The sequence below is a fragment of the Halosaccharopolyspora lacisalsi genome, from assembly GCF_014137975.1.
Taxonomy (GTDB): Bacteria; Actinomycetota; Actinomycetes; order Mycobacteriales; family Pseudonocardiaceae; genus Halosaccharopolyspora; species Halosaccharopolyspora lacisalsi.
Map to the genome: position 1 here is coordinate 1 of NZ_JACGWZ010000008.1, position 17,267 is coordinate 17,267.

The window sequence follows — 17,267 nt, forward strand, 5'->3', positions numbered from 1 at the left end:
ACGGAGTCCGGCGAACGTGCAGCACGACCTGGACGGCGGCGGCCAGCTGGCTGTGCAGCGCGGCGCGTCCCATGCCACCGAGCGCGGCCAGTGCCTCCAGCCGTGCCGGAACCTCCAGCGGTGAGTTGGCGTGGACGGTGCCCGCACCACCGTCGTGGCCGGTGTTCAGCGCGCTCAGCAGCTCACAGACCTCCGATCCGCGAACCTCGCCGACGACGAGGCGGTCCGGGCGCATCCGCAGCGCCTGCCGCACGAGATCGCGCATCCGGACCTCCCCGGCCCCCTCAATGTTCGGGGGCCGCGTGATCAGCCGGACCACGTGGGGATGCTCGGGATGCAGCTCCCCCGCCTCCTCGACGCTGAGGATCCGCTCACGGGGATCGACCTCGGACAGCAACGCGGACAACAACGTGGTTTTGCCGCTCGCCGTCCCGCCGACGACCAGGAAGGCCAACCGGGCCGCGACGATCGAGCGCAGGACGTGTCCCGCGGGGGCGTCGAAGGTGCCCATCCGCTCCAGGGACCGCAGGTCGTGCACCGCCGGGCGCAGGACGCGCAGGGAGAGGCAGGTTCCGTCCGCGGACACGGGCGGGAGTACGGCGTGCAGTCGCACCGCGTGGGCCACTCCGAGATGCGACAGCCAGGCGTCCACCCACGGTCGGGCGTCGTCGAGTCTGCGTCCGGCGGAAAGGGCGAGCCGTTGTGCCAACCGGCGTAGCCCGTCCTCGTCGGCGAACGTGACCGACGATCGCGTCAGTCCCGCGCCCCGGTCCACCCACACCGCCTCCGGTCCGGTCACCAGCACGTCGGTCACGTCCGGGTCACGCAGCAGCGGTTCGAGTACGCCCGCTCCGAGGAACTCCCGCTGCAACATCCGCATCGCGGTCAGGACGTCGGCGTCCCCGACCAGCCCACCGGCCTCCTCCCGCACGGCGGTGGCAACCGCCGAAGAGGTGATTTCGGCTCCGTCCACGACCAGGCGGGCACGAACTCGCTCCACGAGGTCGGCACTCATCACGCCCCCACCGACATGCTCGCCTCGAGCTCACCGTCCAGGGCCGTGAGGATCTCGCGCGCACCCCGGGCCAACGGTCCCCGCAGCGCCGCCCCGGACGAGCACAGCCCGGACCGGTCGAGAGTCGCGGGAAGACCGGGCTGGGACCGCATGGCGGTGAGCACGTCGAGGCCCACCGCCCGCCCGACGTCGGCGACCTTGAGTCCGCCGGGCGCGGGACCGCGCACCACCAGCGACAGCGCCGTGGTCACGTCGCGCAGCCCGGTCACGAGCCCGGCCGCCGCCGCGCAGGCCCGCACCTGCGCGGGAACGATCACGGTGGTCAGATCGGCTTGGCGTACCGCCTCCGCGGCGGGTTCGTCGAGGACTCGCGGCAGATCGCAGACGACCGTCTCCCCCGCTCGACGACCCGCGGCGATCACGGATCGCACGGCCCCGGGGGTCCGTCCCCGCGTCGCGTTGTCCCGATCGCAGGACAGCAGCGTGAGCGCACCCGAGCCGACTCCGCGTCGCGGCAACGCCTCGTGGAGGGCACCGACCGACACCCGACCTCCGGAAACGCTGAGTCCGGACCAGCGCAGTCCGCCGAGAGCTTCGGCGCCCACCGCCAGGTCCAGGCCCCCGCCGAGTGGATCGCAGTCCAGCAGCAGGCAGTCCCGCCGCTGACGAGCGGCGACCACGGCGGTGGCCGTGGCGAGCGTGGAGGCACCCGCTCCTCCGCACCCTCCGATGACGGCCAGCACCCGCCCCGCTCGCGGTGCGGAGGCCTCGACGCCTTCGGCGAGCAGATCGGCCAGGTACGTCTCGTCCCGGGGAAGTTCCACGACCCGCTCGGCTGCCAGTTCGAAGGCCACGCGCCACAGGTCGGGAGGAGGTTTGGTTCCTATGATCACGATCCCGGTACGGCGCGAAACCCCGCCACCGGCGACCGCGGTGGCGGCGGGCCCGTCCAGCAGGAGCAGGGAGGCACTGCGCCACTCCGCCCCCGCGGCGGCGGGATCGGTCAGCCGCCGAAGGTCGCACCCGGCCACGGCGGCGAGTCGGAACACCTCCTCGGCAAGTCCCTCGTCCGTGGTGACCAACAGCGGCTGCGTCGTGGACATCTCGACCTCTCCCCGAAGTGATCTGGCTTTGAGTCCAGCCTGGCGCGGTGCCGATCCGCTGCCCACCCTCATTTCCCACGCCTGTGGACAACTCCGGCCCCTGTGGACGAACAAGCTCACGGCACGAAGCAGCCGAAGCGGAAAACCGCGGGGATCGGGCGGTCCGTCGACAACGGCGCGAGGAAAGGGGCAGCGGGGAAGAGCGGAAGAGAAAGGGCGACCCCCGCCAGGGGGGAGGGACGGGGGCCGCCGAAGGTTCAGCTCCGGGGGGTCGAGCTGAACCGGTCCGGGAGTACCGGACCCCCCATACTGTATCCCCTCCCCACCGAGTGATGCTTTCCGTCCATTCGGAGGAATATGAGCAGCAGGTAAGCAGCCATCCGACCCAGTAACCACTCATTCGGATGATCCGGAAAACACCTCGGTGTGTCCGCTCCCGCATATCGCGCACACCTCGTGATCAACGAGAACGCGGTGACCGGCACCGGCGTCGACGGCGTCCCGGCTCGTATGCTGAACCTCGTGACAGAGCCCGAGAGCCAACCGGCCCCCGCCGGAGTCGCCGCGTTCTTCGACCTGGACAAGACTGTCATCGCCAAGTCGAGCACGCTCGCGTTCAGCCGCCCGTTCTTCCGGGAGGGGCTGATCAACCGGCGTGCCGTCCTCAAAAGCACCTACGCCCAGTTCCTGTTCATGCTGGCCGGGGCCGACGCCGACCAGATGGACCGGATGCGCGCCCACATCACCTCCCTGTGCACCGGGTGGGACGTGGAGCAGGTCAACGCCATCGTCGAGGAGACGCTGCACGACATCGTGGACCCCCTGGTCTACAAGGAGGCCACCCAGCTCATCGAGGAGCACAAGGAGCAGGGGCACGACGTGGTCGTGCTCTCGGCCTCCGGTTCCGAGGTCGTCGAGCCCATAGCCCGGCTGCTCGGCGCGACCCACACGACGGCGAGCCGGATGGGCGTGGCCGACGGCCGCTACACCGGGGAGGTGGAGTTCTACTGCTCGGCGGCGAACAAGGCCCTGGCCGCCGAGGAACTCGCCGAACGACACGGGTACGACCTCGCGCTCTGCCACGCGTACTCCGACTCCGTCACCGACCTGCCGCTGCTGGAGGCGGTCGGCCATCCGATCGTGATCAACCCCGACCGCAAGTTGCGCAAGGAAGCCGTGCAACGCGGTTGGCCCTCGCTGGCCTTCGAACACCCGGTATCGCTGCGGGCACGCATCCCGACCCCCTCCGGCACCACCATCACCGCCGCCGCCGTCGGCATGGGAGCGGTCGCCGCCGCCGGCGCCGCCTGGTACGGACTCCGCCACCGCCGCCGCCAGTCCTGAAAGGGATCACGGAACACCTGGTGAGCGACCATTTCGTGACCGGGAAAGCCCTTGCGGTGATGCGCGTCACCGACTAAAAATGGAAGTGCGGAACCGAAATCGGCCAGCGAGGTCGTAGAGGAGAAACGGCCTCGTCCCGACCAGGCTCCGTGCGCGAGTCACGGGCACCCACGCGCAGCCCCTCTTCGGCGGTCAAGTCGCTCACCAGGGTTGCGTACCGGGACGCCGGACGCCGAGCCCGCCAGTTACGACAGCAAGCGCAGCATGGTAACCCGATGGCTCGCGCGAGAAGCGGCGCTCGCCAATGCAGCTTGGCGGGCGCCGCCACCATGTCGAAGGCCGTTCACCACCGTGCCCCCGGGAGAGTCCTCACGCTCGACACGATGTGCGTTCGGCGTGGCGCACAGCGTTGACCGACTTCACCATCGTGGGTAGCTTACGAAACCTATCGATTCCTCGGTGAACGACTTTCGAGCCACGTCGTCCGACGCACGACGGGCAAGGAGGCGACAGTGCCGCTCATGAGTGCTCCTCACCGCGTCGCGGTAGCCCTGATCAGCAGTATCGCCCTCGTGTCGGTCGGTGTGGGCACCGGTGGCGCCGCTCCCCCTCCCCCCGATCACCGCGGTCGGGTGAGCGACGAAGCGGCACGGTCCTGGACGCGGCACAAGATCGCGCGGATGTCGCTGGAGGAGAAGGTCGGCCAGCTTTTCGTCACCTACGCCTACGGGCGCACGGCCGACACGGCCCATCCCGACAACCGCGCGGAGTTCGGAGTCGACACTCCCGCCGAGGTGGTGCGGCGCTACCACCTCGGCGGCGTCATCCACTTCTCCTGGACCGACAGCCTCCACGAGCCGAAACAGATCGCCGAGCTGTCCAACGGACTGCAACACGCGGCCGCGTCCTCGGGCGCGGGGATCCCCCTGACGATCTCCACCGACCAGGAACAGGGGCTGGTGACCCGGATAGGCCCCCCGGCCACTCAGCTTCCGGGCAACATGGCGCTGGGAGCGGGACGCAGCGCCGACGCGGCCGAACAAGCGGCGGCGATCACGGGCCGTGAGCTGCGCGCGATGGGGCTGACCCGCGACTTCGCCCCCGTCGGGGACGTCAACGTCAATCCGCTGAACCCCGTGATCGGGGTGCGCTCGTTCTCCTCCGATCCGCAGCTGGCCGCACGGCTGACCGCCGCGCAGGTGCGGGGCTACCAGGACTCGGCACCCGCGGACGAGACGGTCTCCTCGGCCGTCAAGCACTTCCCCGGCCACGGGGACACCAGCGTGGACAGCCACACCTCGCTGCCGGTCATCGACCACACCCACGAGGAGTGGGAGCGGCTGGACGCACCGCCGTTCCGACAGGCCATCGCCGAGAACGTCGACTCGGTCATGACCGCCCACATCAAGGTCCCGAAGCTGGATGACTCGGGGGAGCCCGCGACGTTGTCGCCCAAGGTGCTGACCGGGATGCTGCGGGAGGAGCTCGGCTACGACGGCGTCATCATCACCGACTCGCTCCAGATGGACGCCGTGCAAAAGCTGCACAGCGACGCCGAGCTGCCGGTGCTGGCGCTGAAGGCGGGCGCGGACCAGCTGCTGATGCCGCAGAACCTGTCGGTGGCCATCGACAGCGTGCTCCGGGCGGTGCGCTCCGGTGAAATCACCGAGCGGCGCATCGATGCCAGCGTCGAACGCGTCCTGATGATGAAGCTCCGCCGTGGCGTGATCACCGACCCGTTCGTCGACGTCTCGCGCGTGGACGAGGTCGTGGGCGCACCGGAGCACCGCCGGGCGGCCCAGCGGATCACCGACGACACGATCACCCTGCTGCGCGACGACGCCGGACTGCTGCCGCTGGCCGAGAACCCCGGACGGATGCTCGTCACCGGCCGGGGCGAGCAGGCCACGGCCACGCTGGCGGAGAAGATCCGGCAACGTGGCCCGGAGACCTCGGCACTGGCCACGGGCAGTTCACCCGGCCCCGAGCAGATTCACCGAGCGGTCGAACGAGCCAAGAAGCACGATGTGACCGTGGTGCTGACCAACGCCGCGTGGACCGAGGAGCACGCGAGCCAACGGGACCTGCTGCGGGCGTTGCGGGACGCCGGGGTGCGCGTCGTCGCCGTGGCGGTACGGGATCCCTACGACGCGGCTTACGTGGATCGGGTCCGGACGTGGCTGAGCACCTACTCCTCCAAGGCGGTGTCCATGGAGTCGCTGGCGCGGGTGCTGTTCGGCGAGATCGCTCCGACCGGCAAGCTCCCCGCCCCCGTTCCCGACCCGGATCACCCCGGGACCAACCTGTACCCGTTCGGACATGGTCTGACCTGGCGAGGAGCACCATGAGCGGACTGAACCGCCGCACCTTCCTGACCGCATCGGCCCTGTCCGCGCCACTGCTGAGCCTGTCGGGCAGCTGCGCCACCGCCGCTCCGGGGCCCGCGCGGACCGGCGCCGACACGCTCGCCCAGCAGCACTGGCGCCCGTTGGCCGGACGGCGTACCGGGGTCATCACCAACCCGACCGCCGTGCTCTCGGATCCGGAAGCCGGGTTCCGGCACATCGTCGACGACATGCACGCGGGCGGGGCGGTGGACCTCGCGGCGGTCTTCGGACCGGAGCACGGCTTCCGGGGCACCGCCCAGGCCGGCGGTTCGCAGGGCGACTACACCGACCCGCGGACGGGGCTTCCGGTCTACGACACCTACGGCGCCGGTGCCGAGGACATCGCGGGCATGTTCCGCGCGTCCGGGATCGAGCAGGTCGTGTTCGACATCGCCGACGTGGGCGCGCGCTTCTACACCTACATCTGGACCATGTACACCGCCATGCAGGCGGCGGTGAAGGCGGACGTCCCGTTCGTCGTACTGGACCACCCGAACCCGATCGGCGGCACCGTGGCCGGTCCTCGGCTGGATCCGGAGTTCGCCTCCTTCATCGGGATGCTGCCGATCGTGCAGCAGCACGGCATGACCGCCGGTGAGCTGGCCCGAATGTTCGACCGCGAGTACCTGCCGGACGCTGTGGGGGCCGCGCTGCCGAAGCTGGACGTGGCCGAGGTCCGGGGGTGGTCGCGATCGCAGCCCATCGACGAGACCCGCCTGCCCTGGGTACCGCCGAGTCCGAACATGCCGACCCCGGACACCGCCGCCGTCTACCCGGGAACGGGCATGTTCGAGGGCACGCTGCTGTCCGAGGGACGCGGCACGACGCGACCGTTCGAGTTCATCGGGGCTCCGGGCATCGACTGGCGCTGGGCGGAGGAGCTCAACGCGGCCGGACTGCCGGGCGTGCTCTTCCGGGAGACCCACTTCGTGCCCACGTTCTCCAAGCACGCCGAGGCCACCTGCGGCGGTGTCCACGTGTACCGCACCGGACAACGGGAGTTCGACGCGATCCGCACCGCCGTGGCGATGATCGTGACCGCCCGTCGGCTGTACCCCGAGGTGTTCGGCTGGAGACCGGACCACTGGATCGACGAGCTCACCGGATCGACCAGGCTGCGGCACATGGTCGACGCGGGAGCCGACACCGCGGAGATCGTCGGCGCCTGGCGGGGCGAACTCGACGACTTCCGCCGTCAACGCGAGCCCCACCTGCTGTACCGGTGATCTGTTGAGGTTGCGATGCGCACGAGAATGCTGGTCACGGCACTGCTTTCGGTAGCGGTGGTGACCACCAGCGGCATGTCCACCCCGCCGCGGGGGGAGGTGCACGGGCGGTTCGACCGTCCGCGGAGCGGCTTCGCCCCGGCGACGACCGCGCTGCACGAGGGCTCCCCGCGCAGCGCGGGACTGGACCCCGACCCCATCAGGGCGGCGACGCGGCAGCTCGCGGCATGGACGCGGCAGGTTCCCGGCCGCGAACACCCCATGTACGGAGGCGCGGTGAGCCTGCTCGCGCACGACGGGACGATCGTCAGCCGCGAGGCGGCCGGGTACGAGCTGCGCTACGCGGACGGCGAGGGGACCGAACTGCCACCGGGACGGCGGGAGAAGGCCCGCACGGACACGATCTTCGACCTCGCCTCGATGACCAAGCTGTTCACCTCGATCGCCGCGTCGCAGCAGATCGAGGACGGTGCGATCGAACTGCGCGCTCCCGTGGCGGAGTACCTGCCGGAGTTCGGCGTCCACGGCAAGCGGGACATCACCGTCCGGCAACTGCTCACGCACACCTCGGGGCTGCAGGCCGAGGTCCAACTGTGGAAGCTGCCACCCGAGCGGCGAATCCCGCACGTCATGGAGCTGAAACCGACCAGCCCACCGGGAAGCGGATACCGCTACTCGGACCCGAACATGATCGTGCTCGGCGAGCTCGTCGAGCGGGTTTCCGGCAAACCGCTGGACGAGGTGGTCTCCGAGCGCATCACCGAGCCCCTGGGGATGGACGACACCGGCTACAACCCGCCCCGGTCGGAACTGCACCGCATCGCCGCCACTGAGTACCAGACCTCGCCGTATCGCGGCATGGTGCGCGGCCGGGTGCACGACGAGAACGCGTGGTCGCTGGGCGGTGTCGCCGGGCACGCCGGGATCTTCTCCACCGTGGACGACCTCGCGGTGCTCGGTCAGGCACTGCTCAACGGGGGTAGTTACCGCGGCGAGCGCATCCTCGACGAGCGCGGCGTCCGCAGGTTGATGACCAACTACAACACCGAGTTCCCCGAGCACTCCCACGGCCTGGGCTTCGAACTCGACCAGCGCTGGTACATGGCGGGGCTGAGCGGTCCGCGCAGCGCCGGGCACACCGGGTACACGGGTACCTCGATCGTGCTCGACCCGGCATCGCGGTCGATGGCGATCCTGCTGACCAACCGCGTCCACCCGTCCCGCGAGTGGGGCTCGAACAACCCCTCGCGGGTGGCGCTGTCCCAGGGACTGGCCCAGTCCCTGGCCGTGGAACCCCGGCGCGGCGACACCGCGTGGTTCACCGGGTCGAGCTCCACTCCGGCGACGTTGAGCACCGACTCGCTCGGCGGGACGACCGGAGAGGTGGACGTCTCCTTCGACGCCTTCGTCGACACCCAACGGGACACCGACGGCAGCGACCGGCTCGCGGTCGAGTACAGCACCGACGACGGCCGGTCGTGGCATCCGGTCACCCTCGAAGCCACCGGCCCCGGCGCCCCGGAGGAGCCGCGGCGGACTCTCGCGGGGTCGGGGCATCGCGCCTGGTGGAAGGTGCACGGATCGATCCCGGCCGATCGTTCGGCGGTTCGGGTGCGCTGGCGCTACTCGCCCGACGAGCGCTACGTCGGCCGGGGTGTCTACGTCGAGGACATCACCGTCACCGACCGCGATGGCGTCCTGCTGGCCGGCGAGCGGCAGCCGGGACGCCTGCGCGCGGACGGGTGGCTGCCCCGCGTTCGGTGACCGCGCGATGGCGCGGCAGTCGGAATAGGATCACTTTCGTCCCTTTCCACATCGCTCACAGCTATCGGCGAAGGAGTCACCGTGGCCACCATTCCCCAGGACTACGAGGACATTCTGACCAAGCGCGCGTTCGCCCACATCGCCACCATCGGACCCAACGGCGAACCGCAGTCGAACCCGGTCTGGGTGGACTGGGACGGTCGGTACCTCAAGTTCAGCCAGACCACCACGCGGCAGAAGTACCGGAACCTGCGACGGGAGCCGCGGATCGCCGTCTCCGCGCTCGACCCCGAGCAGCCGTACCGGTACCTGGAGGTGCGCGGCAGGGTCGTCAACGTCGAGGACGACCAGGACAACGCGTTCATCGACCGGATGGCCAAGAAGTACATGGACGCCGACGAGTACCCGTACCACCAGCCCGGTGATCACCGCGTGATCCTCTACGTCGAGCCGGAGCACACCACCTCGATGTGAGGCTCCACCACGAGTTCTCGCGCGAAACCGGATCTCGTGGACTCCGGTTTCGCGCGAAACCGAAAAATCACCACATCGTGGTGATCCTTTTTTGGCTGAATCGAAACAGTAACCTTACGAGTCTGCTATAATTCGTTCAGTAGCAACCGTGCGATGTCACCACTTCAGCCGAGCCGACCGCATCCGAATCGGCCGGGTGACGCTCTCCCTGCAACTCGAGAGCAACCCCAGCACGTCCTGAACACGGGACGTCCTCCGGCAAAAACGGGAAAATCGACGGGGTTGACAACGATGAGACGCACATTGACTTACAGCGCGGACAGTTAGTAAGTTTCCCACATGGGTGCTCCCGACCAGTCCTCCGATCCGAACGAGTTGAGCCCGCTCGTACGGATCCGTTCCCTGCTCCCCGGTCTGGCGCGCGCCGAGCAGCGAGTGGCCAGGATCGTGCTGGAGGACCCGTCCTCGATCGCGCGGCGCAGCATCACCGACGTGGCCGAGACCGCCGAAACGAGCGAAACCACCGTCACCCGCTTCTGCAAGGCGGTCGGCGTCGGCGGGTACCCGGAGCTGCGCATCGCGCTGGCGGCCGACACCGCGCGCACCACCACGCGCGACCGCGAGCTGGGCAGCGACATCGCCGAGGACGACGACATCACCCGGATCGTCGACAAGATCGGCTATGCCGACGCCAGGGCCGTGGAGGAGACGACGGATCAGCTCGAGACCGAGGTACTGCGATCCCTCGTCGAAGCCGTCACCCGAGCACGCCGCATCGACGTCTACGGCGTCGGCGCCAGCGCCTTCGTCGCCCTGGACCTGCAACAGAAACTGCACCGCATCGGTCTGACGTGCTTCGCGTGGTCCGACACGCACAATGCGCTGACCTCGGCGGCGGTGCTGCGGGAGGGCGATGTCGCCATCGGCATCTCGCACACCGGGGCCACCACCGAGATCGTGGAAGCCATGCGCGAGGCGCGCAGGCGCGGAGCCACCACCGCCACGCTCACCAACTTCGAGCGCTCCCCGGTCACCGAAGTGGCCGACCACGTGCTCACCACCGCCGCCAGGGAGACGACCTACCGCTCCGGGGCGATGGCGAGCCGCATCGCACAGCTCACGGTGATCGACTGCCTGTTCGTCGGAGTGGCCCAGGGACACCTCGACACGGCCAGGACGGCGCTGGAAGCCACCTACGAAGCCGTCGAGGGACATCGGCTCCAAGCCAGACCGGACCGCCGGCGGCATCGAGAGGACGGGCGTTGACCAGCGACACCACGACATCCGAGGTCGATATGGCTACCGAGGACCGGCCGACCGGGGTGGAGTCTCCGACGGAACGTGGCAATCCCCGCACCGCGGGCATCGATCTGCTTCCGACACCGGACATCCTGAACACGCTCAACCGCGAGGACCGCACGGTCGCCGACGCGGTCGGTCGCGCCCTGCCGGACCTCGCCCGTGCCGTGGACCTCGCGGTCGACGCACTGCGTGCGGGGGGGCGGGTGCACTACGTGGGAGCCGGCACCTCCGGACGCCTCGCGGTTCTCGACGCCGCCGAACTCGTGCCCACCTTCAACATGCCTTCCGGCTGGTTCCTGGCCCATCAGGCGGGAGGGCAGCGGGCCTTCCTGGAAGCGGTGGAGAACGCCGAGGACGACGCCGCCGCCGGGGCCGCCACCATCGAGAACCAAGCGGGCGACAACGACTTCGTCCTCGGCCTCACCGCGTCCGGACGGACTCCCTACGTTCTCGGCGCGCTCCGGGCGGCGCGACGCAGGGGGATCCCCACCGCGCTGGTGTCGGCCAACCCGGGCGCGGCCCGCAACGCCCCCGCCGACATCGCGATCACCGCCGACACCGGGCCCGAACCGATCACCGGCTCGACCCGGATGAAGGCGGGTTCCGCGCAGAAGCTCGTGCTCACGTCGTTCTCCACGACCGTGATGATCCGGATGGGGCGCACGTACTCGAACCTGATGGTCAGCATGGTGGCGACCAACGCGAAGCTGCGCGGGCGCACCATCAGCATCCTGCGCGAAGCCACCGACGCCTCCGAGCAGGCCTGCTCCCAGGCACTGTCCGCGGCCGACGGCGACCTCAAGACCGCCCTCGTGCACCTGCTGACCGGTGTCTCCGTCGACCGCGCCTCCGCCGCGCTGACCAACGCCGGCGGTCAGGTCCGCGACGCACTGAGCTCCCTGGAGAGCTGAGGACGTCGGACGACGACTTTGCCGGCCCGGCGAAATCGGCGTACATCTCGTACATGTCCGTGGAGATGACGGTGAGCGAGGCCCGGGTCGAACCGGGGCCGGTGACCTCGAGGGCCGAATACGGGGCGAAACGACCTAACTGACCAAGCACGGCCACCGCGCTGCGGCCGTGGTCCCGGCCGCGTCCGCCGAACTGCTGGAACGGGATCGAGGACCTGATCGACGCCGAGGCCGTGCGCGGCGCGCTCAGCGATCTGGATGCCGGCGCCGAAGAGCGCGTCCCGTTCGTCCGCCGCACTCAGCGGTAGTACGGCTCGTGCCCTGCTCGATCGAAGGCGTCCACAGCGCCGACGAGTTTCTGGACAAGCTCAGCGCACAGCAGCCCTCCGACGCCGAGTCCATCGAGAACGCCCTGACGGACCTGGCCGGGGAGTCCACGTCCGCACGGGTGCGAACTCCTCAAGGGGTTCTCGGGGGTGCGGCGGATCGGAGTGGGCGATCACCGCGTCCGCTACCAGGTCGACGACGGCCGACTGCTGGTCCTCGTCATCACCATCAGTACCCGCGACGACGTCCACGAGATGGTCCGACGCCACCTCGGCCGCTGACCACACCGTCCGGTTCCCCGGATCGGAAGCTACCCGCGATCACCGTCGGTGCGGTGGGTCTTCCCGGTTTCGCGCGAAACCGGAAAAACCTCGCACCGATCGGGTTGTGCCCTGGCCCGCCCGGTCACCGTCCGTACCGGCCCCGCTCAGGAAAGCACGGGCAGGTCGTAGTGGCGGCGGACGCTGGTGCCGAGGGAACCGATGTCGGCTCCGTAGACGTGGATCGAGATCGCCTTCGCCGTTCCCGAGTTGCGCACCAGGTGAATGTCGCCGGGCGGGGCGAAGCCGCACACCGATCCGCGCTCGTTGGTGACCTCCTGCACCGGCACCAGGTGGGAGTCCGCATCGCGCAGCTCGTAGCGCTGCTCGGTCTCGGTTCCCTCGTAGACACCGGTCACGCACCAGGCCACGTGATCGTGCACCGGAGTCTCCTGCCCGGGCAGCCAGACCAGCGCGACGACGGAGAAGCCACCGTCGGGCTCCACGTGCAGCACGTGCTGGACGTAGCGGGAGGAGTCGCCCCGTCGCTGGTCCTCGCGGAGCAGTCCCGGCTCGGACAGGAAGGGCGACAGCGCGTCCTCGACCAGCTCGGCCGTGCGTGCCTGCGATTCCCCGCGCCGCACGCGCTCACGGATCGAATCGGTCAGCTCGATCAGCCGTGTGCTCTCGACAGTGGTCATACTCGTACTGTGCCCAGCGGCGACGGGCGCCGTCGACCCCCGAATAGTTGGCCCCTCCCCAAGCTGTGGCTATGAGTCGGCCCGCATCTCCGCCCCGACCTGCCGGAAGGTCTCCAGCATCAGTGCCGTGGTCGGCACCTCGCGGTGATCGCTCAACGTGTAAGCCAGGATGCTGCGCGGCTCGACCCCGCGAACCCTGCGGCCGATCACCTTGCGGTGCCGCAGGAACGACAGCACCAGCCGCGGCATCAGCGCCACCCCGGTACCGGCGGCGACGAGTCCCTGCACGGCCAGGTTGTCGTCGGTGGTGAAGGCGATGTCGGGTTCGAACCCGGCCTCCCCGCAGGCCCGCACGAAGTACTCGCGGCACCGGGGGCAACCCGCGATCCAGCGCTCGTCGGCCAGTTCGGCCAGCTCCACCGAACGTCGCTTCGCCAACCGGTGCCCCGCGGGCAGGACCGCGACCACCGGATCGTCCAGCACCCCGAGGCCGACGACGTCGCCACTCACCTGCTCCTCGATGCCCGGGTAGGTGAAGGCCAGCGTGATGTCGCACTCCCCGCGCCGCAGCGACTCCAGCGAGTCCGGCGGTTCGGCCTCGGACAGCCGGATCCGCAGATCGGGGTTTTCGGCGGTGGCCCTGGCGGCGGCCGTGGGGACGAGGGTGGCGCTGGCGCTGGGGAAGGCGCAGACGCGGATTCCCCCCGAACGCAGCTCCTTGACGGCCGAGAGCTTGTTCTGCGCCGCCGTCAGGTCCTCCACGACCGAGTCGGCGTGCTTGGCCAGGATCCGACCGGCCTCGGTCAGCCGCAGCTCGTGTCCGGCGCGGACGAACAGCGGCGTTCCCACGGTGCGCTCCAGCGCCCGCATCTGCTGGCTCACGGCGGGTTGGCTGTACCCGAGGCAGCGTGCCGCCGCCGAGTAGGAACCGGTGCGCACGACCTCGTGGAACATCCTGATGTACCGGGGGTCGACCATGTCCCGCAGCATAGGCGTGGGCACGCGGCGATGAGTTTCCCACCTGGGCCCGGTCCACCCCTTCGAGAGACCCACCTCGAGGAAAAGAGACCCCCATGTCCACGAAGATCTTCGTCAACCTGCCCGTGAAGGACCTCGACAAGTCGGTCGCCTTCTTCACCGAGCTCGGCTTCTCGTTCAACCAGCAGTTCACCGACGAGAACGCATCAGCCATGATCGTCAGTGACGACATCTCCGTCATGCTGCTGGTGGAGCCGTTCTTCCAGTCGTTCACCACGAAGAAGGTCGCCGACGCCACCACGACCACCGAGACGATCACGTGCCTGGGCCTCGACAGCAGGGAGCAGGTCGACGAGCTCGCCGACAAGGCCCTCGCCGCGGGCGGGCAGTCCGCCAACGACCCGATGGACGAGGGCTTCATGTACGTACGCAGCTTCCAGGACCTCGACGGGCACATCTGGGAGGTCATGTACATGGACCCGGCCGCGATGCAGGAGCAGGCGTGACGGGTGGTGCCCGGTCCGGATCAGCGGACCGGGCACCGCGACTCGGCGGGCTGGACGTCCGGCAGGCCGAAGGTCGCGAACAACCGGGGGTCGAAGAACGCGGCGACGTGGGAGACCCCCGAGCCGGTCAGGGTGAGCACCTGCAGGTGGAACGGCCGGAACACGTCGTTCTCGCCGCGCATGTACACCGCGAAGGCGGGCTGGCCGTTCGCCTCGGTACGCACCAGCCGCATGTCGCCCGGTCCGGCCGGGCACCGCGTCTCGACGAGACGACCGATGTGCTCGGGACCCCGGTACCAGCCCGTGAACGGGGGCATCTCCCAGACGGCGTCGGCGGTGAACATCTCCACGATGGCGGCGATGTCCTTGACCTCGAAGGCCCGGACGTAGCGCTCCAGCAGCTCGCGCTGTTGCGGGGCGGTGGGTTCGACGACCCCGTCCTCGCTCGGTGCCACCTCCTCGATCTGGGCTCGGGCGCGCTGCAGCATGCTGTTGACGGCGGCGGTCGTCGTCTCGAGCGCTTCGGCGACCTCGGAGGCCCGCCACCGCAGGACGTCGCGCAGGATCAGCACGGCACGCTGCCGGGGCGGCAGGTGTTGCAGGGCCGCGACCAGCGCCAACCGCGTGCTCTCGCGGGACGTGACGATCGTGGCGGGATCGTGGTCGACCACGGTGTCGGGCACGGGTTCGAGCCACGGCACCTCCCGCCGTTCCAGCAGGGCGTCGTCCGGATCAGAACTCGAACCGCCGAGGCCGGTGGGCAGCGGGCGCTTGCCGCGGCTCTCCAGCGCGGTCAGGCACGTCCGGGTCGCGATCCGGTGCAGCCACGTCCGAAGCGACGACCGGCCCTCGAAGCCGCCGTAGGAGCGCCACGCGCGCAGGTACGTCTCCTGGACCAGATCCTCGGCGTCGTGCACCGACCCGAGCATGCGGTAGCAGTGCGCCAGCAGCTCCCGCCGCAACGGGCCCGTCAGACGCAGGAATTCCTCGTCGACCCGGTCGTCCGTCATGACCCCACCTCTCCTCCGCACCGCCCTGGTGACGCGACTGTAGGTGAGTGCCCCGACACTCGCCGACGAAAACAGCTGGGCAGTCCCGAACCGCTCGACGTGAGCCGCACCGACCGGGCGAGCGTCAGTGGCTCGTGGGCTCGTCCATCCCCGACGCCACGCACCGGAACGAGTCGACGACGAGGTCCCAGAAGGCGTCCTGAACCAGTCCGGTGGCCACGACGGCGTTGTGCTCCCCGGAGCCGTCCTCGAAGTCGGTCACCGTCATCCCCGAGGTGAACCGTCCCCCCGTCTCCACGTCGACGCGGGCGGGCACCGTCGTGAACAGACTCGGGTCGATGACGTACGCGACGGCGCAGACGTCGTGGACGGCCGGCCCCTCGTCGCGGTACTGCCGGTTGCTGCCGTAGAAGTCCAGGCTCGGCGTCAGCAGCTCCGACTCCAGGCGGCCGAACTCGGCGAACCGGTCACGCACCTGCGCCGACGCCCGCGCTCGCAGCGTCACGTCCAGCCCGATCATCACCGGGTGCCAGGCGGCGCCGAAGACCACGGCGGCGGCCTCCGGGTCGGCGGCGATGTTGAACTCGGCGGCCGGGGTGTTGTTGCCCCGTGTGTAAGACCCGCCCATGACGACGAACTCGGCGGCCCACTCGACGATGCGCGGCTCCTTGCGCAGGGCGAGCGCGATGTTGGTCAGCGGTCCGACGGCGACGAGCGAGACCTCGCCCGGCGCCGCGGCCAGCGTGTCCACGATGACGTCGACCGCGTGCCGGTCCAGCACCGAACCCTTGGGGGCGGGCAGCACGGTGTTGCCCAGCCCTTCGCTCCCGTGCACGTCGGAGGCTTTGCGCTGCTCACGCACCAGGGGGATGCCCGCACCCCGCGCCACGGGAACGTCCATGCCGTAGAACTCGGCCAGGCTCAGCGCGTTGTTGGTGGTGCGTTCCAGCTCCACGTTGCCGCCGACGCTGGTCAGCCCGACGACGTCCAGGTCGGGACTGCCGTGGGCGAGGGCGATCGCGAGGGCGTCGTCGACGCCGGGATCGCAGTCGATGAGGATCTTCTTGGTCACGTCGCTCCCCTACTGGTGAACCGTTCTCGGCAAAATTGTCCGCGCCCCACCCGACCGGGTGACACCGGACGTGGGTAGCGCCTCACTCCTGCACCGAGTCGGCGATGGACCTGGCCTCGCGAGCACCGGACCGCAGCGCCTCGCAGCAGTGCACGATCCAGGCCGCCACCCCCTCGGGTTCGCCGGAGGCGAAACCCCGCGCAGCGGAGACGTAGTCGCCCTGCCGCCGGAAGTAGGCGACCTCCGGCACGACGAGTCCCTTCGGATCCAGTCCGCTGCCGATCACGCTCAACCGCGCCGCGGCGCGTGCGACGACACCGTCCACCTCGCCGAAGGGCGCCAGGGCCAGCAGCTCCCCGTGCACGACCGCGGCCTGCACCGGCCCCGGGATCGCTCCCTGGGACTTCCCGCTCGTCTCGGCCACGATCCGCGCCAGCAGGTCCAGCCGACCCGAGACCTCCTCGTCGGCGCGCGGGCGGCCGAGCCGTTCCTGTTCCGATTCCTCGACCAGGTCCGCTGCCGCGAGCACGTGCAGACGCGCGAGTGCTTGCAGGGGAGCGCGCTGCCACGTCGGCAGCAGTGGCCCGACCGCTTCGGCGACGCGGAGCGCCCCCGCCAGCAGCGGGTCCGTCACCTCGCCGCCTTCGGGGATCTCGGCCGCGCCCCCGGCGACGGCCGCCGAGGCACGCGCCGCGCGGACCGACGCCTCGGCGGCCGTCGTCGGCCAGCCGCGCCGGTTGGCCGGGTGTTCGTGCACCTCGTCGATCGCCGTGCGCGCGGCGGTCACCGCCTCGGAGACCCCGGGAAGTTCCATGAGCGGACGTAGCGAATCCTGCGCGTTCACGCCGCGCACGCTACCTGCCGTCCGGGCGTGCTCGGACGACCAA

15 protein-coding genes and 1 pseudogene are annotated in these 17,267 nt (G+C 69.9%); 9 read left to right on the forward strand and 7 right to left on the reverse strand.

Going from position 1 to position 17,267, the window contains the following annotated elements; genetic code table 11:
* Window positions 1-1,015, reverse strand: a 1,015-nt coding sequence (locus FHX42_RS22965) for a TadA family conjugal transfer-associated ATPase (RefSeq protein WP_182546554.1), incomplete at its 3' end; no start/stop codon positions are given.
* Entirely contained in the window at window positions 1,015-2,118 is a 1,104-nt protein-coding gene (gene ssd, locus FHX42_RS22970; protein ID WP_182545775.1) for a septum site-determining protein Ssd, read from the reverse strand. The genes FHX42_RS22965 and ssd, both read right to left, overlap by 1 nt.
* A 510-nt stretch (window positions 2,119-2,628) precedes the next feature.
* Here ssd and FHX42_RS22975 point away from each other — a divergent pair.
* The 8 genes and pseudogenes from FHX42_RS22975 to FHX42_RS23010 all read left to right on the forward strand — a co-directional run.
* Window positions 2,629-3,462 (forward strand): HAD family hydrolase, encoded by an 834-nt coding sequence (locus tag FHX42_RS22975; RefSeq protein ID WP_182546773.1) that lies wholly within the window; start codon window positions 2,629-2,631, stop codon window positions 3,460-3,462.
* A 521-nt stretch (window positions 3,463-3,983) separates the two neighbouring features.
* Window positions 3,984-5,810: a glycoside hydrolase family 3 protein gene (locus FHX42_RS22980; RefSeq protein WP_182546555.1), complete on the forward strand. Its 1,827-nt coding sequence runs from the start codon at window positions 3,984-3,986 to the stop codon at window positions 5,808-5,810.
* Window positions 5,807-7,075, forward strand: coding sequence for an exo-beta-N-acetylmuramidase NamZ family protein (locus FHX42_RS22985; protein ID WP_182546556.1), 1,269 nt, complete (start codon window positions 5,807-5,809; stop codon window positions 7,073-7,075). Before FHX42_RS22980 ends, FHX42_RS22985 begins: the two co-directional genes overlap by 4 nt.
* A 15-nt stretch (window positions 7,076-7,090) precedes the next feature.
* On the forward strand, window positions 7,091-8,839 hold the full coding sequence (locus tag FHX42_RS22990) for a serine hydrolase (RefSeq protein ID WP_182546557.1): 1,749 nt from the start codon (window positions 7,091-7,093) through the stop codon (window positions 8,837-8,839).
* Window positions 8,840-8,920: 81 nt separating this feature from the next.
* Window positions 8,921-9,313, forward strand: coding sequence for a PPOX class F420-dependent oxidoreductase (locus FHX42_RS22995; RefSeq protein WP_182546558.1), 393 nt, complete (start codon window positions 8,921-8,923; stop codon window positions 9,311-9,313).
* A gap of 339 nt (window positions 9,314-9,652) precedes the next feature.
* Window positions 9,653-10,579: a MurR/RpiR family transcriptional regulator gene (locus FHX42_RS23000; RefSeq protein ID WP_182546559.1), complete on the forward strand. Its 927-nt coding sequence runs from the start codon at window positions 9,653-9,655 to the stop codon at window positions 10,577-10,579.
* A gap of 29 nt (window positions 10,580-10,608) precedes the next feature.
* Window positions 10,609-11,526: an N-acetylmuramic acid 6-phosphate etherase gene (locus FHX42_RS23005; protein WP_182546774.1), complete on the forward strand. Its 918-nt coding sequence runs from the start codon at window positions 10,609-10,611 to the stop codon at window positions 11,524-11,526.
* 470 nt (window positions 11,527-11,996) lie between these two features.
* Window positions 11,997-12,134 (forward strand): annotated as a pseudogene (locus tag FHX42_RS23010) (type II toxin-antitoxin system RelE family toxin); the annotation flags it as partial.
* A gap of 146 nt (window positions 12,135-12,280) precedes the next feature.
* Here FHX42_RS23010 and FHX42_RS23015 read toward each other — a convergent pair.
* On the reverse strand, window positions 12,281-12,814 hold the full coding sequence (locus FHX42_RS23015) for a cysteine dioxygenase family protein (protein ID WP_182546561.1): 534 nt from the start codon (window positions 12,812-12,814) through the stop codon (window positions 12,281-12,283).
* Window positions 12,815-12,883: 69 nt separating this feature from the next.
* Window positions 12,884-13,792: a LysR family transcriptional regulator gene (locus tag FHX42_RS23020; RefSeq protein WP_182546562.1), complete on the reverse strand. Its 909-nt coding sequence runs from the start codon at window positions 13,790-13,792 to the stop codon at window positions 12,884-12,886.
* A gap of 95 nt (window positions 13,793-13,887) precedes the next feature.
* Here FHX42_RS23020 and FHX42_RS23025 point away from each other — a divergent pair, with 95 nt between their 5' ends.
* Window positions 13,888-14,298: a VOC family protein gene (locus FHX42_RS23025; protein ID WP_182546563.1), complete on the forward strand. Its 411-nt coding sequence runs from the start codon at window positions 13,888-13,890 to the stop codon at window positions 14,296-14,298.
* Window positions 14,299-14,318: 20 nt separating this feature from the next.
* On the opposite strand, the gene FHX42_RS23030 is transcribed toward FHX42_RS23025, so the two are convergent.
* The 3 genes from FHX42_RS23030 to FHX42_RS23040 form a co-directional block, all read right to left on the reverse strand.
* The gene (locus FHX42_RS23030; RefSeq protein ID WP_182546564.1) at window positions 14,319-15,308 is read right to left on the reverse strand and encodes a sigma-70 family RNA polymerase sigma factor; all 990 of its coding nucleotides are present in this window, start codon (window positions 15,306-15,308) and stop codon (window positions 14,319-14,321) included.
* 124 nt (window positions 15,309-15,432) lie between these two features.
* Window positions 15,433-16,380 carry a nucleoside hydrolase gene (locus FHX42_RS23035; protein ID WP_182546565.1) on the reverse strand — a complete coding sequence of 316 codons (948 nt, stop codon included), beginning with the start codon at window positions 16,378-16,380 and terminating at the stop codon, window positions 15,433-15,435.
* Window positions 16,381-16,462: 82 nt separating this feature from the next.
* On the reverse strand, window positions 16,463-17,224 hold the full coding sequence (locus FHX42_RS23040; RefSeq protein ID WP_182546566.1) for a Fic family protein: 762 nt from the start codon (window positions 17,222-17,224) through the stop codon (window positions 16,463-16,465).
* Between the last annotated feature and the right edge of the window lie 43 nt (window positions 17,225-17,267).